The sequence below is a fragment of the Nonlabens antarcticus genome, assembly GCF_015356755.1.
GTDB classification, from domain to species: Bacteria; Bacteroidota; Bacteroidia; order Flavobacteriales; family Flavobacteriaceae; genus Nonlabens; species Nonlabens antarcticus.
On sequence record NZ_JADFCO010000064.1, the window covers coordinates 84,663 to 110,736 of the forward strand.

Below are 26,074 nucleotides of genomic sequence, written 5' to 3' on the forward strand. Positions count from 1 at the left end.
CTAGCGGCTACTTTATTGTCAAGCCGTCGCAGGACGGCTTCGCTTCATACCTACCTAAATACTTTTATACTCTTTCAACGCTTCCATCAACGCCTCACACTCATCTTTAGTCCCCACCGTAAATCTCAAAGTATTTGGAATTTGACTACTGCGGTTTCGTATGATCAAGGATTTATCCTTGAGGTAATTATAGACTTTGGTCGCATCCTGAACCTCCGCCAAAACAAAGTTAGCCTCACTAGGAAATACTTGTTTAACGAAATCAAGTTGTTGTAAATCGGCTATGAGGATTTCTCTGTTGTCGATGATTTCTTCTACCTGCAATCTAGTGTTGTCAATATTATTTAAAGCAGAAACTACGGCTTTTTGCGATAATTCATTGACATTATAGGGTGGCTTGGTCTTATTGAACAATGCAATAATTTCTTTGGAGGCAAAAGCAAAACCAGTTCGCGCACCAGCAAGACCGTGCGCTTTGGACATGGTTTGTAGAACCACCAGATTTTGGTAATCGGCGAGTCTGCTTATGAAACTTTGGTTTTCCGTAAAGTCTTGGTACGCCTCATCAACGATAACTATTCCATTGAACCCACCGATCAATTGATCCATCAACCGTTGATTTTCCTTCAATTCCTCCTCAAATTCTGGAGCATAGGGCATGTCCATCATTCCGCCTTTGGTATAATTCTCTGCCTGCCAGTCGTGTTCTAAGTCGGCTTTTAGGAGAACGTTTCCTGTGGGGTTGTTGGGCGAGCAGATCCATAGGAGTTTCGCCTTTGCAAAAGCGTTACTCTTCAAAATCCCGTCGACATCAAGGTCAAATGTGCTGGTCAAGGGAAATTCTACCACCGCAACATCATTAATCGCTGCGCTCACTTCATACATTCCATAAGTTGGCGGACATGTAATAACTTGATCATTTCCAGGCTCACAGAAAATTCTATATAGCAAATCAATCGCCTCATCACTACCGTTACCCACAAAAATCTGATCTGCATCCACACCTTTCTGCTCACACAAGATTTCCTTGATCTCGCTCTGTAATGGGTCGGGATACCTATTTAAGTTAGGAATTATGAGTTCAGAATTCAGAATAGACGGATCATTGGGGTTTTCGTTCGCATCTAATAATGTGAGCCCCATTTTTCCCGAAGGAGAATTTCTTGCTGTAGACACATCGCCATAAAGCTTGAATTCACTTCGCGCGCTGGAGTAGGGCTTTAGCTCCCAGATATTTTTGCGTACTATATTTTTTAGATTGAATTTACTCATATGCTAAGCCCCATTGTCCTGCGGACATTTCCCCAAAGGGAAAACAGTTCTGTCTCGCTGCGCTCGTTATATTTTTTTGAATTCATTATATTTTACTTTTAATAGATTCAATGACAGCCTCTTTATCTTTTAAGACTTCTATATCGGTAAATCGTAAAAATTCAAAACCTTTAGATTCTAAAAATTCCTGTCTTCCTTTATCCTCATCTATTTGAATACGATGAATTCCTCCATCAATTTCTACGATAATTGATTTTTCAATACAGGCAAAGTCAACGATATATTTATCAATGATGTGTTGCCTTCTAAATTTGACGCCCAATTTTTTATTTCGTAATTCTTGCCAAATAAGATCTTCTGTTTCGGTTGGATTTTTACGCATTCTGGAAGCTCGTTCCTTCAAGGTTCCATAAATAGTTTTGCGAGCCGTTTCATAAGAATACTTTTCTCGACCTAGAGAGGTCCCTTCCGCTGGAAGGGATTTAGGGTTGGCTTGCAGATGTTTCAATCGAACACTTACCGCACTCTTATGAGCATCAAGTCCCTCAGCTGCAGCCATGGTTTCAACCGCAGGCCCTAGATTTTGCAAACCTTGTGCTGTAGCTTTTTGATAAGTCACTTTATTTACAAAACTATCAACAGAAACGCCGCTATAATTGCGCGCATAGCCGTAGGTAGGCAGCGTGTGGTTAGTGCCGCTGGCATAATCACCCAAACTTTCACAAGTGTAAGCTCCTATAAATATGGAACCCGCAACCTTTATCTGATCTGCGATTTCTTCAGAATTCTGTGTATTGATAATCAAATGCTCTGGTGCATAAACGTCAGACCAATCAATACATTCTGCGATACTGCTCAATACAATGACTTTGCTATTTTCCAGTGCTGCAAATGCCGTCTCTTTTCGCGAAAGCGATTTGATTTGTGCTTCAATCTCTTTATTCACTTCGATAGCCAATTCCTGAGAATTTGTCAATAAGATAACCTGAGAATCGTGTCCGTGTTCTGCCTGCGCCAGCAGATCTGCAGCTACAAACGCAGGATTAGCAGCGCCATCTGCAATTATTAAAACCTCAGAAGGTCCAGCCGGCATATCGATAGCAACACCTTGTTGCTGGGCTAACTCTTTAGCCCGAGTCACAAATGCATTTCCAGGACCGAAAATCTTTTGAACAGCTGGAACGCTTTCAGTTCCATAAGTCATCGCCGCGATGGCTTGAGCACCGCCCACCTTATAAATTTCAGTAACTCCACATAGATTTGCCGTGTAGAGAACTACCGGATTAATGTTCCCATCAGCATCGGTAGGACTGCAGAGGACTACTTGTTCATTTCCAGCGATTTTAGCAGGGATCGCCAGCATTAAAACCGTAGAGAAAAGAGGAGCAGAGCCTCCAGGAATATATAATCCTACTTTCTGAATAGGCAGCGACTTTCTCCAGCAGGTAATACCAGGCGTGGTTTCAACTACGGGATAATCCTTAGTGAAACAGGCAGCGTGAAATTTAAATATGTTGTTGTAAGCAACTTGTATTGCTGCTTTCAAATCGGCATTTACTTGTTCAGATGCTTTTTGAATCTCTTCGGTAGTCACTTTAAGGCTGGATAATTTGGCATTATCAAACTGTTCTGCAAAAGCGATTAGAGCATCATCACCATTTTCTACAACGAGCTGGATGATATCCTTAACAGCGCTATCGACTTCTGATCGCTGTTTAAGCGGTCTCTCTAGCAAAGAAGACTGGTGAGATTGCGATGGGTTGAGAATGATTTCCATCAGACGATTAGTTTTTCAATAGGACTTACTAATATTCCTTGCGCACCAGCTTCTTTCAATTGGTCAATGACATTCCAAAAGTCGTTTTCCTCAATCACACTGTGTAAACTGCTCCAGCCTTCTTCTGCGAGTGGAAGTACCGTTGGGCTTTTCATCCCGGGAAGTAGCGCAGTGATTTCCTCGATTTTATCGTTAGGTGCGTTAAGCAATATATATTTACTCTTAGCAGCGTTCATGACGGCCTCCATGCGGAACATTAATTTGTCCAGCAATTCTTTTTTTTCATCGTTCAATGAGGGGTTTGATATTAAAACGGCCTCACTATACATTACCGTTTCAACTTCTTTAAGACCGTTCATGATTAAGGTAGAACCGGTAGAAACAATATCACAAATACCCTCTGCAAGACCTATTCCTGGGGCGATTTCAACACTTCCACCTATTTCTTCTGTAGTGGCATTAATCCCTTTTGCTTCAAAGAATTTTTTGACAATATTAGTATAGCTGCTCGCAACGCGCTTACCGTTAAACCATTCAAGTCCAGGATAATCAACGTCTTTTAAAACGGCAAGGCTCAACCTACAGCCCGCAAAGCCCAATTGTTTGATCACATCTACTTTTTGATCTTTTTCCTCAACCTCATTAAGGCCGAGAATTCCAAGATCTGCAACTCCCTGAGCAACATATTGCGGGATATCGTCATCTCTTAAAAATAAGATCTCGATGGGAAAATTCTTTGCTTTGGAGCTCAATTTCCGGGTTCCGTTGTCAAATTTGATCCCGCAATCCTTTAATAATTGAAGAGACTTATCACTAAGTCTTCCTGATTTCTGTACTGCTATTCTAATCATAATTTTTGTTGTCATTCCGCACTTAATGAGGAACTTTTTAGATCTCTGTCAAAGCTGTTTTTTGCATCAATAGAAAACAAAAAACCCGCCTTGAAAAAGACGGGTTTATAAATATGTTGAGTTACATCAATACATTCTTAGCTCGCCTGACGGGAAGTGTTGGAATGATGGTGATGTAAATTTGTGTTTTTCATTATTATGCAAATGTAAGTGGTGTTTCGCTTTCGCGAAAGCGAAATTCTAAATAATCACGTTTATTTAACGCTAGCTTCTTTTAAGGCGATGATCAAAAGTAAATGGCTGAACGTCCTTGATCAGCATCTTTTCCAAATTTTTGTGTTTTGGATTAATCAAAATATTGTGCTCGCCTGGAACAACGTAACTGGGTACACGCAAGCCGAAGAGAATTGGATTCATCACAAATTCATCGCCCAGTCGTTGTGTAGCTTTTAAATGATACTCCCGTATATCCTTATCCAGAACAGCTTCATTAACTCTTTGATTATTGGGTATATGTAAGGTAACCATCATCATATCCTGCGGCAGATCCCTAAGTTTAAGGTGTACAAAAACCTCTGCAAAAGCAAGGGCGCGGTTTTGAGCCGTATACAACATAGGAACACCCATAGAGTTCCATCTGGACACGGGACTTAAGGATGCGCCATAGCCTGATAAGTCCCGTACGTATGGCAATCTGGCCAATCTATAAACAATCATGCAAAAACACCGTGATTGATCGCGTGAAGCTCGCCTATTACAAGCTCCTTTCCATAACTATCCCTAATAAGATCGATAGGTGGAATATTATTTAAGGCTGGCATGCCATCGAGACACCAATCGTGAAACTTATCTGGATCGCCGAAGGTCTCAATACCCAACTCACACACTTCAACAATTTCAAGGATGCGCTCACTATGAATCAATTTGAAAATATGCGTGCCTTCTTTATCATATCGTTGAAGGGACTTTAATGACATATCCAGCAATACCGACCATTCCTCGTCAGTAAAGGGAACGGTTTTACGCAATTCCTTGAATACAACATAGTGGATGCCGTCACGAATTAACCTGACCTTATCCATGATTGACCGGTTGCCGTTCAAATAGTTGATTGCTGGCTCGCGTAATTCTATGGATGAATTGTTACTAATTTTGTAGGTTTTCATAATCTAGAATTATTTCTACAAATTAACGACATATTTCTGATTCTGACAAGTTTCTTTAATACTAAGACAAGTGTCTATTTCTTAATTTCCTTTACAAATGAGGCTACGGTCTGTTTCAAATCAGTCGTTTCTGCAATCTGGCGTATAAACTCACTGCCGATGATCGCTCCATCCACGAATGAGCATGCATCCTTGAAGTTTTGGTTATTTTTTATATTGAAACCCGTCAGAACGGGCGTTTTCAAGTCCATGTCCCGCAACTTGCCCAGATAGTCTGCCGCAGCAGAGAAATCTGCCTTGCTGCCCGTCGTACTTGCGCTGCTCACAGCATAAATAAAACCAGTCGAGTTGGCATCAATCTCGCGGATGCGTTTTTCTGAGGTTTGAGGTGTGACTAGAAACACATTAGAAATATTATGTTTTTCAAAGGTTGCTTTGAATTCGTGTTCATAGATAAACATGGGCAAGTCGGGTACGATCAACCCGTCAACACCGACCGAAGCACAGCGCGCACAAAATTTATCGAGGCCGAATTGCATTACTGGATTCAGATAACCCATTAATAAAATAGGAGTATCTGCTTCAGGATTTTCTTCTCTGTAGCTTTCGAGCTGAGTGAATAATTTCTCAATCGACATCCCGTTTTCAAGCGCAATCTTGCTGCTTTCCTGAATGGTAGGCCCATCTGCCAAAGGATCACTAAAAGGAATCCCGATTTCAACAAGATCGACTTTAGCTTCTTCCAAAGCCTTCAGAATAACAGTGGTGTCTTCCAGTTTAGGATAACCAGCCGTGAAAAATATATTGAGCAAGTTTTTAGGCTTACTGCTGAATAGTTGGGTTAGGTTGTTCTGCATGGCTTAAAGTTCGTTGAGTTTGAGTTCTCGCATATACGTATCCATATCCTTATCGCCACGACCAGAAAGGTTAATAACCACACGATCTGTAGGTTTCAAATCTAGATCTTTCAATACAGAAAAGGCGTGAGCGGTTTCCAGCGCTGGGATAATGCCTTCTAATCGGCTGCATTCTACGGCGGCTTTTAGTGCATCTGCATCGGTTACCGCCATATACTGGGCGCGATCAGAAACTTTTAACCAAGCGTGTGCTGGGCCTATTCCCGGATAATCCAGTCCCGCACTAATGCTGTGTGGCTCAATGACCTGGCCATCCTTGTCCTGCATCATGATAGAACGGCTGGCGTGTAAAACACCTGGAGTTCCCAACGTTAATGTTGCTGCCGTTTTATCCGTATCAATTCCCAAACCAGCCGCTTCAACACCTATCAATTTAACCGATGGATCATCTAAGAAATGATAAAAAGCGCCCATAGCATTCGAACCACCGCCTACACAGGCAATGACATAATCAGGTAAGCCCTGCATCTGTTCTTTGATCTCTTTGGAAATGATACTTTGATAACGTGCTACCATATCTGGATAGGGATGTGGCCCCACCACAGATCCTATGATGTAATGCGTGTCCTCTGGATTGTTGATCCAGTCGCGCATGGCTTCGTTTGTCGCGTCTTTCAAGGTTTTAGAACCGCTCATGGCGGGTCGTACTTCTGCACCCAGCATCTTCATACGGGCGACGTTGGGTGCTTGACGTTCGATGTCTTTTTCGCCCATATAGACGATACATTTCAATCCTTTCAAGGCACAAACTGTTGCTGTCGCAACGCCGTGCTGGCCTGCGCCGGTTTCAGCAATGATACGTTTCTTGCCCAGTTTCTGTGCTAGAATGATCTGGCCTACAGTATTATTTATTTTATGAGCACCGGTATGGCAAAGGTCCTCGCGCTTTAACCAGATTTCGCCGCCGTATTTTGCCGACAATCGCTTAGCTAAAAATAACGGCGTAGGACGCCCTACATAATCTTTCAAAAGCTGGTGAAACTCGGTTTGAAACTCCTCGCTTTTTTCAATTTTGAGGTAGTTTTCCTGCAGCTCTTCAATGTTAGGGTAGAGCAGTTCGGGAATGAATGCTCCTCCAAATTCGCCGTAAAATCCTTTTTCATCTACTTGATAGCTCATTTTCTCAATTTTTCTATGAAACCTTTAATCATTTCAATATTCTTCAATCCTGGGGTATCCTCAAACTGTGAATTGAGATCCACACCCAGAAATAGTTCGTGTTTTATGCTTTTTATTGCCGCCGCATCTTCACTGGAAATACCGCCACTTAGCAAAAATGGCACCTGTCCTTTATAGGAGTCGAGCAATTGCCAGTTAAATTTCTTGCCGCTGCCACCGTAGTTTTTGGTCGCCGTATCAAACAGGAAAAATAGCTTGCCTGGAAACTTTTCGGCAAGTTGTTCCCATTCTTTTAAGCTGTCAAAATCAAAGTCTTCCTTGATTTGAAATACCTTAAATACTTTGAAGTCTAATTCTAATATCGCTTTGGCGAAAGCGGGCTCCTCATCCCCATGCAACTGCACTACATCTAACTGCAACGGAATGATATCCTGCAGGATTTCTTGAAAGGTTGCATTGACATAAACGCCCACGGTTCCCTTATTCATGGTCAGTTGCTCAATCGCTAATTTTTGCTTATCGTCCACAAACCGTTTGCTTTTAGGGTACCTAATGATCCCCATAAAGTCAATGTCCAACTCCTGTAGTGCGTTGATGTTGTCCGATTCTCGCATTCCACATACCTTAATCATCATAGTGTGGTCTCTTTGATAAATTTAGTACAGCTGCGACCAGGATCGTTAGTTTTCATGAAGTTCTCGCCGATTAAAAAACCGCGATAACCCAAGTCTTGTAATTCGCGTACAACTTCTGGATTTGAAATGCCGCTTTCACTTATCGCCAAAACTTTTTTAGGAAAATGCTCCAATAAATCTTTACTGATCTGTATATCTGTTTTGAACTTTTTCAAGTCCCGATTATTCACACCGATGACATATCTACTGGATTTGAAATCCTTTGAAATATTTTTGATGCGTTTCAATTCTTCGAGATCATGAACTTCAAATAATATGTCCAGATCTAGGTTGAGCGCTTCCATCGAAAGCGTTGTCAATTCTTCATCATTCAAGCAGGCGGCAATAAGTAAGATGGCATCTGCGCCATAAGCTCGTGCCTCGTGGATCTGATAAAGATCTACGATGAAATCTTTCCTTAATATTGGGATTTCAACAAAACTCCTTGCATCCTCAAGATCTTGAAGCGTACCGCCAAAAAAGGGTTCGTCCGTCAAGCAACTGATAGCGCTTGCGCCAGCTTTTTCGTAACCTTTGACCACCTGTTCCAGAGTTGCAGGACAGTTGAAAGAACCTTTGCTGGGACTCTGGCGTTTATGCTCTGCAATGATGCCGCTACCATTTTTGATGGCATCGTGAAACGAAATCGTTTCGCGTGCATACCCAGGGATCGCTCGCAGGTCAGAAAGAGTTCTGATTTCTTTTCTGATCTTGAGATCGGCGCGTGTTCTGTCGGTTATTTTTTTTAGTATGTCTTCCAAGGTAGTATTAAGTATTTAGTACAAGGTATTAAGGCTTCCTTACCTAAGGGTGGACTTAAGTCCACCCTTAGGAAAATGAACGTGTTGTTATTGTATGCTCAGTAGTTTTTCAAAACATTTCAGAGCCTTTCCAGATTCTAGCGATTCCTTTGCTTGTCCTACAGCTTCTAGTAGTGAAATTTCTTGTGATACTGATATCGCCGTAGCGGCATTTGCAATAACGACCGACTTTTGTGCTTCAGTCGCTTTGTTATGCAAAACGTTTCTGAAAATAGTAGCGGCTTCTTCAATAGTATTACCCCCAGATATTTGTTCTAGTGTTAATTTTGGTAAATTGAAATCAGTTGGTTTTACGTCTGCAACTCCATTGTTCCCTGCAATTCTGGTTTTTCCCGTTAAACTGACCTCGTCATAGCCATCGTGAGCATGGAGGATTGCGTAACGTTTTCCTTCTTCATTTTGGAAAAGATACTCATAGTTGCGGGCTAGTTGCAAATTGAAAACACCAACGCTTTGCAATTTAGGTCGGGCTGGATTTACTAATGGCCCTAACATATTGAAGAAGGTTTTTATTCCCAGCGCCTTTCTAATGGGCGCTACCGCTTTCATAGCTGGATGGAATAGGGGAGCGTGTAGGAAACAGATGTTGGCTTCATCAATCTGCTTTTCCAGGGTTTCGAAATCATTCGTAAACTTAAATCCCATCGATTCCATAACATTACTGGAACCGCTGACAGAACTCACGCCATAATTACCGTGTTTTGCTACTTTGACACCTGCACCAGCGGTTACAAAACTTGCGAGCGTACTGATGTTAAACGTATTTTTTCCATCACCGCCGGTACCACACAAATCGATAGGATTGTATTTATCCAGATCGATTAATAACGCCTGTTCCAGCATTGCATCTCTAAAACCTGCCAGCTCATCCACGGTAACACTGCGCATTCCATAAACGGTAAGGAAGGCAGCGATCTGTGAATCATTTACCTCGCCTGCTGTTATTGCAGTAAGGATGTCGTGAGCTCGCTTTCGCGAAAGCGTCTTATGTTCAAATAATTCGTTTAATATTTCCTTCATTCTAAAGTGTCGCTAAAAAGTTCTTAAGCATCAATTTTCCCTGCGGCGTCATGATACTTTCTGGGTGGAATTGAACGCCGTAAATAGGCAGTTCTCTATGTTTCAATGCCATAATCTGCTTGTTTTCATCACGGGCGGTGATTTGCAATACTGCAGGAAAGTCTGACTCCTGAGCATTCCAGGAATGGTAGCGGCCCGCCTCAAACTTCTCATCGACTCCTGTAAAAAACGGACTGTTATCATGTTGCATGGTAGTTGCGATACCATGATATACTTTTTCAAGATTCACGATGGTACCACCGAAAGCTTCTGTAATCGCCTGATGGCCTAAACAAATTCCAAGGATAGGAACATGAGCTTTTACGGTTTCTATGATTTCCATCAATCTGCCAGCCTCAATAGGAATTCCAGGACCAGGAGAAAGTACGATGGCGTCGTACTTTAAACATTCTGACGGTTCAATCTTATCATTTCTAACAATGGTAACTATTGCATCCAGATCTTCCAGATAGTGTACAAGATTGTATGTGAAGGAGTCGTAGTTATCTATGACTAAAATATTAGGAGACTTTTTCATTCCTTTATGAATTTACCATATTCATCGACATAGGCGATTTCAACTGTTCCATCGCAGATTGTTTCAATTCTTAGATCGTCGTTAAGTATTCCGGTACAATCGATATCGTTAGTGTTACTTGCCATTATATAAGAATCTATAATTTTAAAATCTTTGCTAAATGAGCGCAGGACAAATTCATAAGATTTCCCATCTGCGTTTGAGTATGTTCTTAAAATTACACGTATCTGAAATTTATCCGACTTATAAATTTGTTTGCCTTTAGAAATTGAAGCGACTAGAACTTTTTTATAATCTTCATTAGTAAAATATTGATAAGCACTATCCTGGATGATCTCAAAAGGCATGTTAGGAACGAATTGCACTACCTTTTCTTCATTTTTTTTAATGATATCTACCTTAAATAATGGATCGTTATCGGCACAGGAAATTGTTCCAATAATTATAAAACAGAAGGAGAAAAAGAGCACTATTTTATTTTTACACATGGTTTGCTTGTTGAATCGCCTTTCTAAGGGCATTAGTTTTATTAAATACTTCTTGATTTTCGCTTTCAGGATCGCTTTCTACAACTACTCCCGCACCTGCCCTAAATTGTATAGTGTTATTTCTGGAAAGAATGGTTCTAATAATAATGGCGTGGTTAAAACTACCATCAAAACCTAGGTAACCTATTGCACCACCATAAAATTCACGAGCAGATTTTTCATATTGATCAATTAATTGCATAGCGCGGTATTTAGGCGCGCCGCTTAAAGTTCCTGCAGGAAAAGTATCGCCTATTAAGGGTATTCTATTTTTAGCCTCAATGGTTCCACTCACTTTACTCACCATGTGGATGACATGGGAATAAAAATGAATATTTTGATAGTCAGTAACTCTAACCTCGCGAGCGTGACGGCTCAAATCATTTCTGGCAAGGTCGACCAGCATCACGTGTTCTGCGGTTTCTTTGGGATCTTTTTTAAGTAGGGTAGCTGCTTCTAAATCTGCGGCATCATTACCTGTTCTTTTGTAAGTTCCCGCAATGGGTTGAATGCTTGCGGTATCCTTTTTAATTAATAACTGTGCTTCTGGAGAGGATCCGAAAATTCTAAAATTCCCATAATCAAAATAGAAGAGATAGGGACTGGGGTTAATGGCTCTCAATTGACGGTACACATTAAAATCATCACCCTTGTATTGCTGTGTGAATTTCCTGGAAAGTACCATTTGGAAAACGTCACCGCGCTTGCAGTTTTCTTTTCCTTTTTCTACTAATTTTTTAAAATCCTTATCAGTCATTTCTGATGCTTCAGCTCCATCTGTAGAAAAATCATATTTGGCAATGTCTCGGTGTTGGATACTGTTTAAAACGGGTTCCATTTTTGAAGAACCACCACTATAAACATGATCAAATACATAAAGCTGATTGTGATAATGATCAAAAACTAATACATTTTGAAACACCTGGTAATGCACTAAAGGAATGGATTCGTCATCCATAACTTTAGTTCTATCAAACTCAATATTTTCAAAAAGCTGTACGGCATCATAGCTTAAATAACCGAATAACCCATTTGTAGGAAATGGAAAGTCAGCGGTTCCAGGATCAAAACGGTTCTTGAAAGTTTCCAGCCCCTTGACAAGGTTATAATCGGTAGAAAACGCTTGTTGTTCCACAGATCCATTTGGTGCTGTGATTGTAATGCTAGAATAATCAATCTCAAAAGTAGCCACAGGATTGCAACATATAAACGAGTAACTATTGCTGCGCTGCCCGTATTCATTGCTTTCCAGTAGAATACTTCCGGGATATTTGTCTCTTAACCTCATGTAAATGCCCACCGGTGTCATGGTATCTGCAAGGATTGTGGTGAGAGAGGTATCAGGTTTATAAATCATGTAATTTCAAGTTATAATAAAAGCTTAAAAACAAAAAAGGTCTGCCGTTAAGCAGACCTTGTATAGTTAAACATACGGGTGACTTCACGGCTGTTGAGCTATGTTATTCCACCACCATGTATGATTTGTTCCTTTCATTGAGGTTCAAAGATAATTCCGCTTTCGCGAAAGCGCAAACTTTACAGCATCCATTTTAATATCCATCATCATGTACTCCCGCAACCGCTCTGCCAGAAGGGTCGTTCATGTTTTTAAACGCCGCATCCCACTCGAGTGCAATAGGAGTAGAACATGCTACAGATTTCACGGAAGGTACGCAACTTGCAGCAGCATCGCTGGGAAAGTGATCGTTGAAAATACTACGGTAGTAATATTCTTCCTTACTCTGTGGTGGATTGATTTTGTATTTATAAGCCGCCGATTCCATCATGTCATCAGTAATTAAACCGTCAACCGTTTCTTTTAAGGTATCGATCCAGTTGTAGCCCACGCCATCGCTAAATTGTTCTTTTTGCCTCCAAGCTACACTCTTAGGCAGATAATCCTCAAACGCTTCACGCAAAATGTGCTTTTCCATTTTACCGTTACCACACATTTTGTCTTTAGGGTTCAATCGCATTGCAACATCCATGAATTCTTTATCCAGAAATGGAACGCGACCCTCAATTCCCCAAGCCGCCAGCGACTTATTAGCTCTTAGGTTGTCATACAAGTGTAACGTGTCTAGTTTACGAACGGTTTCCTTATGGAATTCCTCAGCAGATGGTGCCTTATGAAAATAAAGATACCCGCCGAAAATCTCATCACTGCCCTCACCAGAAAGTACCATCTTTATTCCCATGGATTTAATCACTCGAGCGAGTAAATACATAGGCGTGGAGGCGCGTATAGTGGTCACATCGTAAGTTTCTAGGTAGTATACAACATCTTTTATAGCATCGAGACCTTCCTGAATGGTGAAGTTGACACTATGGTGCACGGTGCCTATATGGTCTGCAACAACCTGAGCGGCGGCAAGGTCAGGACTTCCCTCTAGGCCTATCGCAAAGGAGTGCAGTTGTGGCCACCAGGCGTCTGTATTATCGCCAGATTCAATTCGTTTTGCTGCGTATTTTTTTGCGACGGCGCTTACAATGGAACTGTCCAGCCCGCCAGAAAGAAGAACACCATATGGAACATCGCTCATCAGGTGTCTGTGGACGCTCTCTTCCATGGCCTTGCGCAATTCTGAGACAGAGCTGGTGTTATCTTTAACCGCATCATAATCTTTCCACTCGCGATCATACCATTTTGTGAAGCTCTTGTCTTCACTGTAATAGTAATTCCCAGGAGGGAAAGGAGCGATCTCATTACAAGTACCTTCAAGAGCTTTTAGTTCGCTGGCAACATAAAACTGACCCATCTCATCTCTACCATAATACAGTGGAATAATTCCTTGATGATCTCGCGCGCACAAGAATAGATCCTTCTCAGAGTCATAGAGCGCAAAGGCGTACATTCCTAGTAAATCATCCATAAAGTCTACGCCCTTATCTTGATACAGGGCAAGAATTACCTCACAATCAGATTTGGTTTTGAAATTATAATCAGGATATTTTGCCCTGATTTCCTGGTGGTTGTAGATTTCTCCGTTGACAGCAAGTATAACCTTACCATCTGGGCTGTATAAAGGTTGTCCACCAGATTGTGGATCAACAATAGTGAGACGCTCGTGAGCTAGAATAGCATTTTTGCCACAATAGATCCCTGACCAGTCAGGTCCTCTATGTCTCAGTTTTTTTGAAAGCTCAAGTACATCTTCTCTTTGTAAAGCACTTTCTTTTTTCAGTTCGAATACCCCTACGATTCCGCACATAATTAAATTTTTAAATGAAAAAAGGTCTACTGTGAAGTAGACCTTTTGATTTGTTTTAAATACCAGGACTACCTTACATACGTAAAGAATTATTGTTCCCGATATTATTATTGTTTGTCATGATGAAGTAAATGTAGATAATAAACATTTATAATACAAGCAGTTGTAAATTTTAAAAACTGTGCTTAATTACTTCTGCAAAAAATTAAGTTTCATTTTGTCATGATTGAACCTATAGACTTTTATCAAAAGCAGTTTTTGTGTTCATTTAATTTTAGTTATTCTACCATAAATAAACCATCTATTAGCAACACAATAAAAGCCTTTACACATTGTAAAGGCTTTTATTTTGCTTTATAATTTTAGTGACTCACACCTTCTTTAATAACATTAGGCATTTTTGCCGCAAATTTTCTCCATCTAGGTATAGAAACATTTTGAATGTAGCCGTTGCTGGGGTTTAACTCCGCATAATCTTGATGGTAATCTTCTGCTACCCAAAATTTTGAAAAAGGTTGTACTTGCGCAGCTACTGTAAGACCTTCAGCTTCTAGTGATGCAATTTTATCATCAATTATTTTCTTTTGAGTGTCATTCTGATAAAAAATAATACTTCTATAAGATTCACCTCGATCTGGACCCTGGCCCATCACTTGTTCAATATTTTGAGAAGCAAAATAAACATCTACTAATGTTTTAAAAGACACCACTTCTGGGTCATAGATAATCTCATTAGCCTCTGCGTTATCTCCATGGTCCTGATAGGACGGGTTTTGAGACTCACCGCCGCTGTAGCCTGAAATAGCTTCTTCCACACCATTAACACTTTCAAAAATCTCCTCTACACACCAGAAACACCCGCTGGCAAAATATGCTTTTTCTGTTCCTTCAGGTGACATGGGAACTTGAACTGGATCGTTCATGACAACCGTTTCATCTTGACTCATTTTTTCTTTAGGCTCTTGATTGCAGCTATTGGCAATAAATAGAACCATTAAAATGCTTAAAATTTTCATGGGGTTTTATTTATTGTAAATGTAAAAGCGCCTGACGCTCATTCTATTAAAACCTAGTTAAAAGAAAAACCCTCCTAGACTAACTTGCCTAGAAGGGTTTCAATATTTTAATGAATGACCGTATTTACATTTTATCAAATGTTGCACTCATTTTTTCAGCTTGTTCGTGAGCGAGAGCTGCATCTACAAGAATACGTCCTGAATGTTCATCAGTAATGACTTTCTTGCGACTTGCAATCTCTACTTGAACTTGTGGTGGAATGGTAAAGTAAGAACCACCTGAAGCACCTCTTTCAATCGGTACAACGGCAAGTCCGTTTTTCACACTCTTTCTAATCTTATTGTATGCCTTAATCAATCTAGGCTCAATAGAATTTGCATGATCTCCAGACATTTTCATCAAGGCTTGCTCTTCCTTCTCAGTTTCCTTAAGGATTTCAGCTAGCTCATCACGCTTATGTTTCAAGTGATCGTTACGTTTTTCAACGCGCGCTTTACTTTCTGTGATAACCTCATTCTGTTGCTCAATCTGTGCTTTGAATTCACGTATGTGCTTTTCTGCAAGTTCGATTTCTAACTCTTGAAACTCAACTTCCTTAGATAGGGAGTTAAATTCACGATTGTTACGTACGTTCTTTTGTTGCTCAGAATATTTCTTGATGAGGGTTTTAGCTTCCTCTATCAAATTTTTCTTACCCTTAATCTGCTCATTGAGATCCTCAAGATGCGTATCAAGTTTGGTTAGGCGTGTATTCAATCCTTCTACTTCATCTTCAAGATCCTGAACTTCTAATGGCAATTCACCACGTACGTTACGGATCTCATCTATCCTAGAATCGATTAATTGTAGGTCGTAAAGCTCTCTTAACTTGTCTTCTACAGTTGCCTCGGTCTTTTTTGCCATCTGCTATATATAATTTACAGGGTTTGTTTGCGTCTGTGCGCAAAGGATTGCAAAATTACTAAATTTTTCACTAAGATATTCGTGTAAAAGGTTTTTTGTAAACTGTTCACTCTCATAATGTCCCACATCGCAGAGTAGTATGTCGTCTCCTTGAAAAAAATCATGGTATTTTAAATCGGCAGTAATGTAAGCATCAGCTCCTGATTGCTTTGCGTTTTTAATAGCAAATGCTCCAGAACCACCTAATACCGCTACTTTTTGAATGGTTTGCTTTCGCGAAAGCGAACTTCTCACAACTCCGCAATTGAAAGTTTGCTTCACAGTTTTTAGAAAATCGTCTTTGGACATTTCTTTTTCCAACTCACCGATGGCACCCATTCCTATGTGTTGATAATCGTTTTCTAAGGTAGAAATCTCATAAGCGATCTCTTCATAAGGATGATTTGAACGCATAGCCTCGAGTACTGCAGACTGTAAATGGGGTAAAAATGTCATCTCTAGAACACTTTCTTTTATAGTAGATCGAACCCCAGCTTGACCCGTGTAAGGTTGACTTTGATTATTTCCCTTGAATGTTCCAGTACCGTCAAGTGTAAAACTGCACTCTGCATATTTACCTAGGTGTCCACCACCAGCTGCAAACATTGCTTCTTGCATTTTGGACTTATCATCTTCCAAAACGTGTATGGAAATCTTCTTAATTAGATTTTTCTCTGGAATGAGTGTTTTTACATTTTTAAGTTTGAGTTCCTGCGTCATACGGTAGCTTACGCCGCCTTGTGCCATATCCAGCGCAGTGTGCGTGGCATAGATGGCTATGTCATTCTTTATTGCCTTTACAACAGTACGTCGCACATAATCGCTCTCTCTCAAATGTTTTAATCCTGAGAAGATAATAGGGTGGAAGGTAATAATCAAGTTGCATTTTTTTTCAATCGCCTCATCAACTACTGATTCTAAACAATCCAGTGCAATCATAACTCCAGAAACCCCTGCGGAACTATCTCCTACTAACAACCCCACATTATCAAAATCCTGGGCGTAATGCAATGGGGCGAGTTTTTCTAAATAATCTGTAATCTCTTTAATTTTCATAAGTGGAGGTAAAAAAGTAAAGATAAAATTTAAGCTACTTTTGGAACTATGCAAGGCTTGCGAATTTTACTCTATCCTTTTTCCATTTTATACGATGGTATAACTGGTTTGCGCAATTATGGTTTTGATCGCGGATGGTTAACTTCTACAAAATTTGATATTCCCATTATTGCTGTAGGAAATTTGAGCACTGGCGGCACTGGAAAAACGCCTATGATCGAGTTTTTAATCAGGCAGAATACAGGTAAGAAAATTGCTGTTTTGAGTCGTGGATATGGCAGGAAAACTAAAGGGTACAGAGAAGTTACCATAGAGAGCAAAGCGATCCAGGTAGGAGATGAACCACTCCAGTTTAAAAGTAAATTTAAAGATGAGATAATCGTTGCCGTTTGCGAAAAACGAGTTCAAGGAATTCAGCGGTTAATTCAAGATCACAATCCAGAAGTCATATTATTAGATGACGCGTACCAACATAGGTATGTTCAAGCTTCACATTACATTCTATTGACAAGCTATGATCAGCCTTTTTATAAAGACCTCGTATTGCCAGCAGGTAATTTGCGGGAGTCAGTATCTGGTGCTGTTAGAGCTCACAGTATTATAGTGACTAAATGTCCTGCGGAATTGAGTGACAAAGAAATGGCAGAGATCCGGTCGCAATTAAAACCAAGAGAACATCAACAAGTTTATTTTTCTACTATTTCCTACTCGGCAAATGTGATAGGATTAACTAAGGCGATATCCCTTGAAAGCTTGAAGGATCAAAATATAACGGTTGTTACTGGAATAGCAAAACCTAGCTATTTTGTTGATTTTCTTAAAAAATATATGACTGTAAAACATTTGCAATTTCCTGATCATTACAATTATAAGCAAAAGGATATTCAGCTTTTCAAGGATCAAAACAATATAGTCATCACTACGGAGAAGGATTATGTAAGGCTCAGGGAATTTAATATATCAAACCTTTATTACATTCCAATAGAAGCAAGGTTCTTAGGTAGAATGCCCGATCCTAATAAATCTGATAATTTGTAAAAGCCTTTTGGATTTTCTCAAAAAATTCATTCATTTTGAACGGCTTTGGTATGATGTCGTCAAAACCTATTTCATAGAACTCCTTTTCTGATTCATCCAGAGTTACGGCAGTCAAGGCAATGATAGGTAATTCACGGTCAAACTTGCGAACCTCCCTTGTACATTGCTTTCCGTCCATACCGGGCATATGAATGTCCATAAGCACTAGATCGTACTGTGTTTCCTTGATCTTGGCAAGCGCCTCGATACCGTTATTTGCGATGTCACAATCAAAATTCTTTCCTTCAAGAATCTTCCTTGTTATCATTTGATTGATCTTATTATCCTCAACAATTAAAATCTTCTTTGAGATTAAATCTTGTGGGGTGGCGTGTTTTAAAGAAATTATTGGGTTTTCAGCAGGAGATGGTTTTGACTTCTCATCCGTGTTATGAGTTTTTGTAATCGGGTCTTTTTCAGCTTTGTTTATTTTCTCATCTGATTGCACCTCTTCATTTTTTTCATCTTCTTCTACCTCTGAATTTGATTTTTGAGATGAGCGAGTCAATTTTTTATGCTCTGGGTATTCTTCTTCATCATTAAAATGATCGTAACCTTTTGTTGAATTTTCCTCATAAAACTTGTTAGTATCTGGTAATTCAAACCACAAGTCAAAAGTAAAAATACTACCGCGACCTATTTTACTATCCAGTTCGATTTTACTACCCATAAGCTCCACCAGGTTCTTTACAATTGCTAGACCTAATCCAGTACCACCATATTCCCTTGTCGTGCTAGATCCTTCCTGAGTGAAGTTATTGAAAATGTCTTCTTGTTTTTCGTCAGAGATTCCTTTACCGTTATCTTCTACCTCAAAACGGATCAAACACTTATCTTCAATTTGTTTGACTTGTGAAACACGTATCCAGATATTTCCGTTTTTAGTGAATTTGATCGCATTGCCGACAAGGTTGATCAATATCTGAGAAATCTTAACTGGATCGCCTTCGATTCGGCTTGGAATGTTTGTGTCAAACTCAAGATTTAAGTTGTTGAGTTGATCTTTAGCTTGATTTTTTAAGGAAACTGTAATGTCTTCAACACGTTTTTTGAGGTCAAAGGGTATTTTTTCCAACTCAACTTTATTAGCTTCAAGTTTATTAAAGTCAAGAATGTTATCAATAAGGGATAGTAGGTATTCTCCAGAAGACTGCAAGGTTTCAAGATGATCCTGTTGATCTTGTCTAGGCTTAGTTTCTAACAATAAATGCGTCAGTCCTGTAACGGCATACATAGGAGTACGCAGTTCATGGGTAATAGTAGAAAGAAAGTCAGCCTTGATTTTTGCTGCATCTTGAGCCCGGTCTCGTTCATCAATCAATGCAGAGTTTTTTACTTCAAGAGTAACATTACTTCTTGCTCGTAATTTATTATTTTTAAATAAAGACAAGGTTAAGAGGGAAAGAAGTGTTAAAAGAATGAGGAATAGGATGGAGTACATGTTGCGCCCCTTAATGGTACTATCTTGATTTGTTATTAGTTTTTTAAGGTTGGAAATTTCAGCTGTTTGCTTATCAATGGTTGATGCAATTTTTGGGTCATTAGTTATTGCATTAGCAGCAGCAACTGTTTTTTCTTTAATTAAGGTATAGCGATTTAAATAATCCCAGGCTTGTTGAAAATTACCCAGTCCTTTTGCAATAGAAGATTTTAATAGATAACTATCTAGTTCAATGCCTTTAAAGTCAAGAGCATTGGCAGTAGAAATAGCACTGGTTACCGCGATATTTGCTTGTTCTAAATTAGAGTTTTTGAAATAAGCTTCTGCTAGATTGTAGGCAGCTTTGGTTTCAAAGAAGAAAAGATTTTGTCTATTTAATTGAGGAATGATCCTTTGGTAAATCTCAATGGCTTGCTCAAGATTATTTGTATGCAAGTATAAATTTGCCCGCTGATATTCTAATTGTGTAGCAAGCTCCTTATTGGAGTTTTCAGCTTTCAAGGTGCTTATCAATTTCAAAGCGGCATCAGCCACAACGAAGTCTCCTTCCTTTATTTTTACATCTGCCTTTACAAGTAACAGTTCAATATAAGATGGAGAATCTTTAGATATTATCTTTTCAAGCTTGCTAATGTTTCTATCGGCTTGCTCTAATTGTCCCGTAAAAGAATATAATCTAGTTTGAACGATTTGGGCTTTGGCATATATGGCAGAATCTGACGCGATTTCTTTAGCGCTTACAAGAATTTTCTGGGCTTCAATAAATTGATTGCGTTGGAGTTCAAGATTTGCACGTTCGAGCATGGCATCAACAGCTATCTGCTGGCTTTCTGAAGAAACCGCATGATCTGACTGTTGTGCCATTCCTAAATTCCCCAACAAGGAAATGGCTATTGCTATATAAATTGCTCTTAACACAAATAATTTTGAGTACCAAATATAGAATCTACGAGCTAGGTAGTAGAAATTAAAGCTAAATAAAACCTATTAACTACCTTTTATCGATAATTACAGTAAAATACTTAACCTTAGTTTAAAGAATTGAGCTTTATGACCATGTCAATCAGGCGGTTGGAATATCCACTTTCATTATCATACCATCCTATAATCTTTACAAGATTACCTATTACTGATGTCATCTCACTGTCGTAAATACAGGAATATGGACTTCCAGAAATGTCAATGGAAACGAGTGGAACAGTAGTATAACTGAAAGTTGTCGGGTGTGCTTGCGAGTAAGCGTAAAATGCTTCATTAACTTCAGAAACGCTGATTTCTTTTTTCACATTTATGGTCATATCCGTAAGGCTGCCATTTGGGACAGGCACGCGGATACCACAACCACCAATAACATCATTCAAATGTGGAAATATTTTTGTCAGCGCTTTTGCCGCTCCCGTTGTTGTAGGAACAATGGATTGTCCTGCAGCTCTTGCGCGACGTAAGTCTTTGTGGGGTTGATCGTGGAGACTTTGATCGGTTGTGTAACTATGTATCGTGGTAATATAGGCCTGTTCAACACCACAGATTTCATCAAGAACCTTGATCATGGGGGCTGCATTATTTGTAGTGCAACTTGCATTTGAAACAATGAAGTCATCAGCATCTAGAATGTCATCATTGACACCCAGCACAACCGTTTTGATATCATCATCAATTGCTGGTGCGCTTAGAATAACCTTACGCGCGCCAGCTGTAATATGTTTTTGAAGTTCAGCTTTAGTTTTGAACTTTCCAGTAGATTCAATCACGATATCAGCGCCAGTCCAGTCTAGGTCCTCTAGTCTGGATTCATGTGAAAATTTAATTTTCTTATCATCAATTGAAATAGAGTTGACGCCAGATGTCACATCATTTTTCAATACACCATGAATAGAATCGTATTTCAGTAAGTGAGCCATAACCTCAGTAGAGGCTAGGTCATTGATAGCAATTACTTGAATTTCTGGGTGAGTTAGTGCGGTTCTCAAGAATGTTCTACCTATCCTTCCAAAACCATTTATCGCTACTTTTATCATTGAACCACAGAGAATTTCTGAATTTTAAAATCAGAATTTATAAAATATGCTTGTGTGCCTTGTAAGAACTGCGCACCAGTGCACCGCTTTCTACGTGTCTAAAGCCCATTTCTAAACCTATCGTCTCGTACTTTTTGAATTGTTCTGGAGTGATAAACTCTTTAACTGGCAAGTGTTTTTTGGAAGGTTGTAAATATTGTCCTATTGTGACAACGTCCACATTATTATCGCGCAAGTCTTCCATTACCGTTATCACCTCTTCTTCTAATTCTCCTAGACCTAACATAATGCCAGATTTAGTTCTATTGATCCCTTGTTGCTTCAAATAGCGCAGCACCTCTAGACTGGTATCATATTTTGCCTGAATACGGACCTCACGGGTGAGTCTACGCACCGTTTCCATATTATGGGAAACCACCTCTGGATTTGCCTTCACAATGCGATCTATGTTTCTTGTATTTCCTTGAAAATCTGGAATAAGAGTTTCTAAGGTAGTAGTAGGATTCATACGACGAACAGCAGCGACGGTTTCTTTCCAGATTATGCTGCCCATATCTTTAAGATCGTCACGATCCACGCTGGTAAGCACCGCATGTTTGATACCCATCAATTTAATGCTGCGAGCGACCTTTTCAGGTTCTGCCCAGTCAACATCCTCTGGTCTTCCAGTTTTTACACCACAAAAACCACAAGAGCGAGTACAGGTGTTTCCCAAAATCATGAACGTTGCAGTACCTTCTGTCCAGCATTCTCCCATATTAGGACAACTTCCAGAAGTACAAATTGTATGCAGGTCATATTTATCAACAACACTGCGCAACTCTTTATATTTTTGTCCCACAGGAAGCTTGACTCTTAACCATTTAGGCTTTCCTTTAGGTGGCGCAACGGTAGTTTCGGCTGTATTCATATAACAAAGTTAAGGATTATGTAGTCGTAAAAAGATCTTTTACCTGACTACTTCCAGCGCTTAGGTTCGCTACTGGTATTAGAGAAAAAGAGACCCAGCTGACAGCTAATGAGTACTAATTCTAGCACTGGTATAAATGGAATAAGTTCGCTTTCGCGAAAGCGAGATAAACCGCGTCCTACAACTATCATTACTATTGTATATCTTAAGAGTACTAAAGCAAAAATTGATTCCCAATGCAAACCAAAAATAAAACCTGCAATTGCAAGTATCAAAAATAAAAACTGTGAAGTGAAAAATGCTCCTAAAGCTATTTTGTGTTTGCGTTTGTATCGTTTAGCGGTACTTACATGACGTTTCTTTTGCGTCCACCATTCACTCCAGGTTTTCTTTGCTTTACTCGTTGTAAAACTGTCTGTATCGAGAGCTACCATGGTGTTTTGAGAAGTTGCTGCTTCATTGACAAAAAGATCATCATCACCACCCATGACTCTCATGTGACTCATAAAACCGCTCACGTCATAGAATTGTTTTGAAGTATAGGCCAGATTGCGGCCCACGCCCATGTAGGGATTTCCACGCAGCGCATAACCCAGATATTGCATTCCAGAGAACACCGTTTCAAATCTAATCATCGCATTGAGAAAAGATTTTGAGATCTTTTCATAACCACCATATCCCAATACGATACTTACAGTAGGACTCAAGGAAGTACTTATTAATTGAAGCCACTCGCTAGTTGCAGGACGACAATCAGCATCTATAAAAACAAGATGCTCGTTTTTAGCTTTTTTAATTCCTAGAGTAAGAGCATATTTTTTATTACCCCAGAAAGCTTCATTATTCACCACTTGAACCATATGGATGTTATGGTGCTGGATCTCAAAAGCTTCAATAACATATTGTGTATCATCAATGCTAGCGTCATTAATTAAAATGATCTCAAAATCTGGATGATTTTGATTCAGCAATTGAGGGACTAATTGTTTTAAGTTTTCGGCTTCGTTCTTAGCACAAACGATAACTGAAACTGGCGTGTTATTTAGTTTAGGATTCTCAAGTTTGTAGGAAGTAACTTTTGAGAAATAGAAATAGTAAGCAGTGTTGAGCAATACGCATCCCAACAGGAGGTAAAAAAATAAGCCTAATTCCATTTAGGAAGCTTTTGCAGTAGAGTCGCAATTACCTTGCTGTTCTGGTAATTTACCGCACATACCACAGGCATCTCCGTTTTTATTTAAATAAGGGTTTTGGCTGGCACAGGTACCAGAAAATTTACCATCTTTTTTTCCCCAGATTTTAATGGCGATACCACCAAAAGCTAGCAACAACAAACCGAATGTAATGAGTAGTAATTCCATATTGCAAATTTACAAAATCAACCGCTTGATTGTTCCTATAATGATGCTAATTCTCTATGAGGTTGACCTCTGTTTCTATGACAATCCCGAAACGTAACTTCACAGCTTTCTGGATATTCCTGGCCACCTCTAGAATCTCTTTTCCTGTCGCTTTTCCATGATTTACTAAAACTAATGCCTGTTTGTCATGGACGCCGGCATCACCGTAACGTTTTCCTTTAAATCCCGATTGATCGATCAACCATCCCGCTGGAATTTTAACACGATCTTCATCCACCTCGTAACATGGTAGCTGTGGATGCATTCTAACTAAATCATCATATTCTGATCTCAGGATAATAGGATTTTTAAAGAAACTACCACTGTTACCGATAATTCTAGGATCTGGAAGCTTATTGGTTCTTATATTAATTACGGCTTGTGCAACCTTATTAATATCGTTATTTCCAGGCAGTTGATTCATTTCTTCTTGAAGGACACCATAGTTTGTATTGAGCGTGTATTCTTGAGTTACATTCAAATCCTTCAATTCAAATTTTACAGAAGTGATAACATATTTACCTAAAGCTTCATTTTTAAAAATAGAATCTCTATAACCAAATTTACAATCGGCTTTTGAGAGTGTAGATTCCTTACCCGTGGAAACTTCCATAACATCACAGGAGTAGAATACATCTTTGAGCTCTACACCATAAGCTCCTATGTTCTGGATGGGAGCGGTTCCAGTATTTCCGGGAATTAAAGCTAAGTTTTCTATTCCAGCAAAATTATTTTGAATACAAAAAAGCACTACCTCGTGCCAGTTCTCTCCGGCCATGACCTTGAGAATAACGGTTCCATTTTCCTGCTTTTGAACTTCTGTGCCTTTGAGCATTATATGAACTACTGGTCTTTCAAGATCATTTATGATCAACATATTGCTACCGCCACCTAGAATAAAAAGTTCTTGCTCACAATAAAACCCTAGAACTTCTCTCAATTGCTGCAGAGAAGTTACTGCAGAGTACGCTTTCGCGAAAGCGGAAACACCAAAAGTGTTGTGCTCCTTGAGTTGATAATGGTGCTTGATTTCTATCACGCGTTGTAAACCTTTAGTGCTTTGTCTAAAATATGTACGGCTTTAACAAGAGATTCCTTTTCAAGAACGTAAGCGATTCTAATCTGGTTTGTTCCCATTCCTGGTGTGCTGTAAAAGCCTGCAGCCGGTGCTACCATGATCGTTTCTCCTTCATATTCAAAGGACTCTAATAACCATTGTGCAAATTTATCAGAATCTTCAACTGGCAATTCTGCCACGCAATAAAAAGCACCACCTGGATTTGCCACTTTAACCCCTTCAATATTTTTCAAACTATTGATAAGGATATCGCGCCGCTCGATATATTCACCTATGACCTCGTCAAAATAACTTTGTGGAGTGTCAAGTGCTGCCTCTGCGGCGATTTGTGCAAATGTAGGAGGACTCAATCTGGCCTGTGCAAATTTCATAGCTGCTGCCATGACCTCTTTGTTTTTAGAAACTATACATCCTATGCGAGCTCCACACATACTGTATCGTTTGCTCACACTATCGATCATGATCGCATTGTTTTCTAATCCTTTTTGATTCATGACAGAGAAGTGCTCTCTACCATCATAGGCAAACTCACGATACACCTCGTCTGCTACTAGGAAAAGGTCATGCTTCAAAACCAGTTCTTTTAATTGATCCATTTCTTCCTGCGTGTATAAATAACCGGTAGGGTTTCCTGGATTACAGATGAGAATCGCTTTAGTCTTATCTGTGATTAATTTCTCAAATTCAGAAACTGGAGGTAAAGCAAAGTTGTTTTCAATTGTAGTGGTAATAGGTTTGACCGTTACCCCACTTGCCGTTGCAAACCCATTGTAGTTTGCATAAAATGGTTCTGGAATTATTACTTCATCGCCATAATCACAGATACTTCCCATAGCAAACAAGAGTGCCTCGCTACCACCAGTAGAAATAATTATATCCTCAATGGATAGATCCATATCCAGTTTGTTATAATGGGCAATCAACTTTTCCCTATAACTTTGATTACCCGCACTGTGGCTGTATTCTAGAACTTCCATTGTTGAGTTCCTTACTGCAGCGAGAGCTTGTTCTGGGGTTTTAATATCTGGTTGACCTATATTGAGCTGGTATATATTTGTACCTCGTTTCTTTGCAGCTTCTGCAAATGGTACTAATTTACGAACTGGAGAAGACGGCATTTGTCTTCCTTTTTCTGATATCTGTGGCATGTAATATTTTTTACTTTGCAAAGGTAAGCAGAGCGCCTCGCAAGCTCAAACAGG

Annotated in this window: 25 protein-coding genes; 1 reads left to right on the forward strand and 24 read right to left on the reverse strand. The window is 39.6% G+C overall.

Annotation, left to right across the window (positions count from 1 at the left end; translation table 11 throughout):
- Window positions 1–54: 54 nt before the first annotated feature.
- The 17 genes from IQ282_RS06415 to IQ282_RS06495 form a co-directional block, all read right to left on the reverse strand.
- A complete protein-coding gene (locus tag IQ282_RS06415) occupies window positions 55–1,272 on the reverse strand; it encodes a pyridoxal phosphate-dependent aminotransferase (protein WP_194851027.1) in 1,218 nt (405 codons plus the stop codon).
- A gap of 85 nt (window positions 1,273–1,357) precedes the next feature.
- A complete protein-coding gene (gene hisD, locus IQ282_RS06420) occupies window positions 1,358–3,049 on the reverse strand; it encodes a histidinol dehydrogenase (RefSeq protein ID WP_194851028.1) in 1,692 nt (563 codons plus the stop codon).
- A complete protein-coding gene (gene hisG, locus IQ282_RS06425) occupies window positions 3,049–3,900 on the reverse strand; it encodes an ATP phosphoribosyltransferase (RefSeq protein WP_228547253.1) in 852 nt (283 codons plus the stop codon). The genes hisD and hisG overlap by 1 nt, the downstream gene beginning before the upstream one ends.
- Before the next feature lie 264 nt (window positions 3,901–4,164).
- Window positions 4,165–4,617, reverse strand: a complete 453-nt coding sequence (locus IQ282_RS06430; RefSeq protein ID WP_194851030.1) for an RES family NAD+ phosphorylase — start codon at window positions 4,615–4,617, stop codon at window positions 4,165–4,167.
- Window positions 4,614–5,066 (reverse strand): type II RES/Xre toxin-antitoxin system antitoxin, encoded by a 453-nt coding sequence (gene parS / locus IQ282_RS06435; RefSeq protein WP_194851031.1) that lies wholly within the window; start codon window positions 5,064–5,066, stop codon window positions 4,614–4,616. The genes IQ282_RS06430 and parS overlap by 4 nt, the downstream gene beginning before the upstream one ends.
- A gap of 74 nt (window positions 5,067–5,140) precedes the next feature.
- On the reverse strand, window positions 5,141–5,923 hold the full coding sequence (gene trpA, locus IQ282_RS06440; RefSeq protein WP_194851032.1) for a tryptophan synthase subunit alpha: 783 nt from the start codon (window positions 5,921–5,923) through the stop codon (window positions 5,141–5,143).
- A 3-nt stretch (window positions 5,924–5,926) separates the two neighbouring features.
- Complete coding sequence (gene trpB, locus IQ282_RS06445) at window positions 5,927–7,102, reverse strand: tryptophan synthase subunit beta (protein WP_194851033.1); 1,176 nt, start codon at window positions 7,100–7,102, stop codon at window positions 5,927–5,929.
- Window positions 7,099–7,737 carry a phosphoribosylanthranilate isomerase gene (locus IQ282_RS06450; RefSeq protein ID WP_194851034.1) on the reverse strand — a complete coding sequence of 213 codons (639 nt, stop codon included), beginning with the start codon at window positions 7,735–7,737 and terminating at the stop codon, window positions 7,099–7,101. Before IQ282_RS06450 ends, trpB begins: the two co-directional genes overlap by 4 nt.
- Window positions 7,734–8,537: an indole-3-glycerol phosphate synthase TrpC gene (gene trpC / locus IQ282_RS06455; protein WP_194851035.1), complete on the reverse strand. Its 804-nt coding sequence runs from the start codon at window positions 8,535–8,537 to the stop codon at window positions 7,734–7,736. The genes IQ282_RS06450 and trpC overlap by 4 nt, the downstream gene beginning before the upstream one ends.
- A gap of 87 nt (window positions 8,538–8,624) precedes the next feature.
- Window positions 8,625–9,617, reverse strand: a complete 993-nt coding sequence (gene trpD, locus IQ282_RS06460; RefSeq protein ID WP_194851036.1) for an anthranilate phosphoribosyltransferase — start codon at window positions 9,615–9,617, stop codon at window positions 8,625–8,627.
- Between the two features lies 1 nt (window position 9,618).
- Window positions 9,619–10,194 carry an anthranilate synthase component II gene (locus IQ282_RS06465; protein ID WP_194851037.1) on the reverse strand — a complete coding sequence of 192 codons (576 nt, stop codon included), beginning with the start codon at window positions 10,192–10,194 and terminating at the stop codon, window positions 9,619–9,621.
- Window positions 10,191–10,682, reverse strand: coding sequence for a hypothetical protein (locus tag IQ282_RS06470; RefSeq protein WP_194851038.1), 492 nt, complete (start codon window positions 10,680–10,682; stop codon window positions 10,191–10,193). The genes IQ282_RS06465 and IQ282_RS06470 overlap by 4 nt, the downstream gene beginning before the upstream one ends.
- Complete coding sequence (locus IQ282_RS06475; protein ID WP_194851039.1) at window positions 10,675–12,078, reverse strand: anthranilate synthase component I family protein; 1,404 nt, start codon at window positions 12,076–12,078, stop codon at window positions 10,675–10,677. Before IQ282_RS06475 ends, IQ282_RS06470 begins: the two co-directional genes overlap by 8 nt.
- Before the next feature lie 193 nt (window positions 12,079–12,271).
- Window positions 12,272–13,933: an asparagine synthase B gene (gene asnB / locus IQ282_RS06480; protein ID WP_194851040.1), complete on the reverse strand. Its 1,662-nt coding sequence runs from the start codon at window positions 13,931–13,933 to the stop codon at window positions 12,272–12,274.
- Between the two features lie 362 nt (window positions 13,934–14,295).
- The gene (gene msrA, locus IQ282_RS06485) at window positions 14,296–14,949 is read right to left on the reverse strand and encodes a peptide-methionine (S)-S-oxide reductase MsrA (protein ID WP_194851041.1); all 654 of its coding nucleotides are present in this window, start codon (window positions 14,947–14,949) and stop codon (window positions 14,296–14,298) included.
- 124 nt (window positions 14,950–15,073) lie between these two features.
- The gene (locus IQ282_RS06490; protein ID WP_194851042.1) at window positions 15,074–15,853 is read right to left on the reverse strand and encodes a zinc ribbon domain-containing protein; all 780 of its coding nucleotides are present in this window, start codon (window positions 15,851–15,853) and stop codon (window positions 15,074–15,076) included.
- Between the two features lie 3 nt (window positions 15,854–15,856).
- Complete coding sequence (locus IQ282_RS06495; RefSeq protein WP_194851043.1) at window positions 15,857–16,948, reverse strand: Nif3-like dinuclear metal center hexameric protein; 1,092 nt, start codon at window positions 16,946–16,948, stop codon at window positions 15,857–15,859.
- 48 nt (window positions 16,949–16,996) lie between these two features.
- Between IQ282_RS06495 and lpxK the strand changes: the two genes are divergently transcribed.
- Window positions 16,997–17,986, forward strand: coding sequence for a tetraacyldisaccharide 4'-kinase (lpxK, locus tag IQ282_RS06500; protein ID WP_194851044.1), 990 nt, complete (start codon window positions 16,997–16,999; stop codon window positions 17,984–17,986).
- Here the strand turns inward: lpxK and IQ282_RS06505 are convergent.
- From IQ282_RS06505 to IQ282_RS06535, 7 genes are all read right to left on the reverse strand, one after another.
- The gene (locus tag IQ282_RS06505; RefSeq protein WP_317174188.1) at window positions 17,964–20,384 is read right to left on the reverse strand and encodes a tetratricopeptide repeat-containing hybrid sensor histidine kinase/response regulator; all 2,421 of its coding nucleotides are present in this window, start codon (window positions 20,382–20,384) and stop codon (window positions 17,964–17,966) included. The two genes, lpxK and IQ282_RS06505, sit on opposite strands and share 23 nt — an antisense overlap.
- 110 nt (window positions 20,385–20,494) lie before the next feature.
- Entirely contained in the window at window positions 20,495–21,484 is a 990-nt protein-coding gene (gene gap, locus IQ282_RS06510) for a type I glyceraldehyde-3-phosphate dehydrogenase (protein ID WP_194851045.1), read from the reverse strand.
- Between the two features lie 37 nt (window positions 21,485–21,521).
- Window positions 21,522–22,394 (reverse strand): lipoyl synthase, encoded by an 873-nt coding sequence (lipA, locus tag IQ282_RS06515; protein ID WP_194851046.1) that lies wholly within the window; start codon window positions 22,392–22,394, stop codon window positions 21,522–21,524.
- 47 nt (window positions 22,395–22,441) lie between these two features.
- A complete protein-coding gene (locus IQ282_RS06520; RefSeq protein ID WP_194851047.1) occupies window positions 22,442–23,548 on the reverse strand; it encodes a glycosyltransferase in 1,107 nt (368 codons plus the stop codon).
- Window positions 23,549–23,755 (reverse strand): membrane or secreted protein, encoded by a 207-nt coding sequence (locus IQ282_RS06525; RefSeq protein WP_194851048.1) that lies wholly within the window; start codon window positions 23,753–23,755, stop codon window positions 23,549–23,551.
- 46 nt (window positions 23,756–23,801) lie between these two features.
- On the reverse strand, window positions 23,802–24,830 hold the full coding sequence (gene murB, locus IQ282_RS06530) for a UDP-N-acetylmuramate dehydrogenase (protein WP_194851330.1): 1,029 nt from the start codon (window positions 24,828–24,830) through the stop codon (window positions 23,802–23,804).
- Window positions 24,830–26,020 (reverse strand): pyridoxal phosphate-dependent aminotransferase, encoded by a 1,191-nt coding sequence (locus IQ282_RS06535; protein WP_194851049.1) that lies wholly within the window; start codon window positions 26,018–26,020, stop codon window positions 24,830–24,832. The genes murB and IQ282_RS06535 overlap by 1 nt, the downstream gene beginning before the upstream one ends.
- Window positions 26,021–26,074: the final 54 nt, after the last annotated feature.

What these genes read in the sequence shown, in the direction of transcription:
- IQ282_RS06525 (WP_194851048.1), bottom strand. Translation starts at nt 23,755, where the DNA reads ATGGAATTACTACTCATTACATTCGGTTTGTTGTTGCTAGCTTTTGGT.
- lpxK (WP_194851044.1), top strand. Translation starts at nt 16,997, where the DNA reads ATGCAAGGCTTGCGAATTTTACTCTATCCTTTTTCCATTTTATACGAT.
- trpA (WP_194851032.1), bottom strand. Translation starts at nt 5,923, where the DNA reads ATGCAGAACAACCTAACCCAACTATTCAGCAGTAAGCCTAAAAACTTG.
- hisD (WP_194851028.1), bottom strand. Translation starts at nt 3,049, where the DNA reads ATGGAAATCATTCTCAACCCATCGCAATCTCACCAGTCTTCTTTGCTA.
- IQ282_RS06470 (WP_194851038.1), bottom strand. Translation starts at nt 10,682, where the DNA reads ATGTGTAAAAATAAAATAGTGCTCTTTTTCTCCTTCTGTTTTATAATT.
- asnB (WP_194851040.1), bottom strand. Translation starts at nt 13,933, where the DNA reads ATGTGCGGAATCGTAGGGGTATTCGAACTGAAAAAAGAAAGTGCTTTA.
- IQ282_RS06495 (WP_194851043.1), bottom strand. Translation starts at nt 16,948, where the DNA reads ATGAAAATTAAAGAGATTACAGATTATTTAGAAAAACTCGCCCCATTG.
- parS (WP_194851031.1), bottom strand. Translation starts at nt 5,066, where the DNA reads ATGAAAACCTACAAAATTAGTAACAATTCATCCATAGAATTACGCGAG.
- msrA (WP_194851041.1), bottom strand. Translation starts at nt 14,949, where the DNA reads ATGAAAATTTTAAGCATTTTAATGGTTCTATTTATTGCCAATAGCTGC.
- IQ282_RS06475 (WP_194851039.1), bottom strand. Translation starts at nt 12,078, where the DNA reads ATGATTTATAAACCTGATACCTCTCTCACCACAATCCTTGCAGATACC.
- IQ282_RS06430 (WP_194851030.1), bottom strand. Translation starts at nt 4,617, where the DNA reads ATGATTGTTTATAGATTGGCCAGATTGCCATACGTACGGGACTTATCA.
- IQ282_RS06465 (WP_194851037.1), bottom strand. Translation starts at nt 10,194, where the DNA reads ATGAAAAAGTCTCCTAATATTTTAGTCATAGATAACTACGACTCCTTC.
- gap (WP_194851045.1), bottom strand. Translation starts at nt 21,484, where the DNA reads ATGATAAAAGTAGCGATAAATGGTTTTGGAAGGATAGGTAGAACATTC.
- IQ282_RS06535 (WP_194851049.1), bottom strand. Translation starts at nt 26,020, where the DNA reads ATGCCACAGATATCAGAAAAAGGAAGACAAATGCCGTCTTCTCCAGTT.
- trpD (WP_194851036.1), bottom strand. Translation starts at nt 9,617, where the DNA reads ATGAAGGAAATATTAAACGAATTATTTGAACATAAGACGCTTTCGCGA.
- IQ282_RS06415 (WP_194851027.1), bottom strand. Translation starts at nt 1,272, where the DNA reads ATGAGTAAATTCAATCTAAAAAATATAGTACGCAAAAATATCTGGGAG.
- lipA (WP_194851046.1), bottom strand. Translation starts at nt 22,394, where the DNA reads ATGAATACAGCCGAAACTACCGTTGCGCCACCTAAAGGAAAGCCTAAA.
- trpB (WP_194851033.1), bottom strand. Translation starts at nt 7,102, where the DNA reads ATGAGCTATCAAGTAGATGAAAAAGGATTTTACGGCGAATTTGGAGGA.
- hisG (WP_228547253.1), bottom strand. Translation starts at nt 3,900, where the DNA reads ATGATTAGAATAGCAGTACAGAAATCAGGAAGACTTAGTGATAAGTCT.
- IQ282_RS06520 (WP_194851047.1), bottom strand. Translation starts at nt 23,548, where the DNA reads ATGGAATTAGGCTTATTTTTTTACCTCCTGTTGGGATGCGTATTGCTC.
- IQ282_RS06490 (WP_194851042.1), bottom strand. Translation starts at nt 15,853, where the DNA reads ATGGCAAAAAAGACCGAGGCAACTGTAGAAGACAAGTTAAGAGAGCTT.
- IQ282_RS06450 (WP_194851034.1), bottom strand. Translation starts at nt 7,737, where the DNA reads ATGATGATTAAGGTATGTGGAATGCGAGAATCGGACAACATCAACGCA.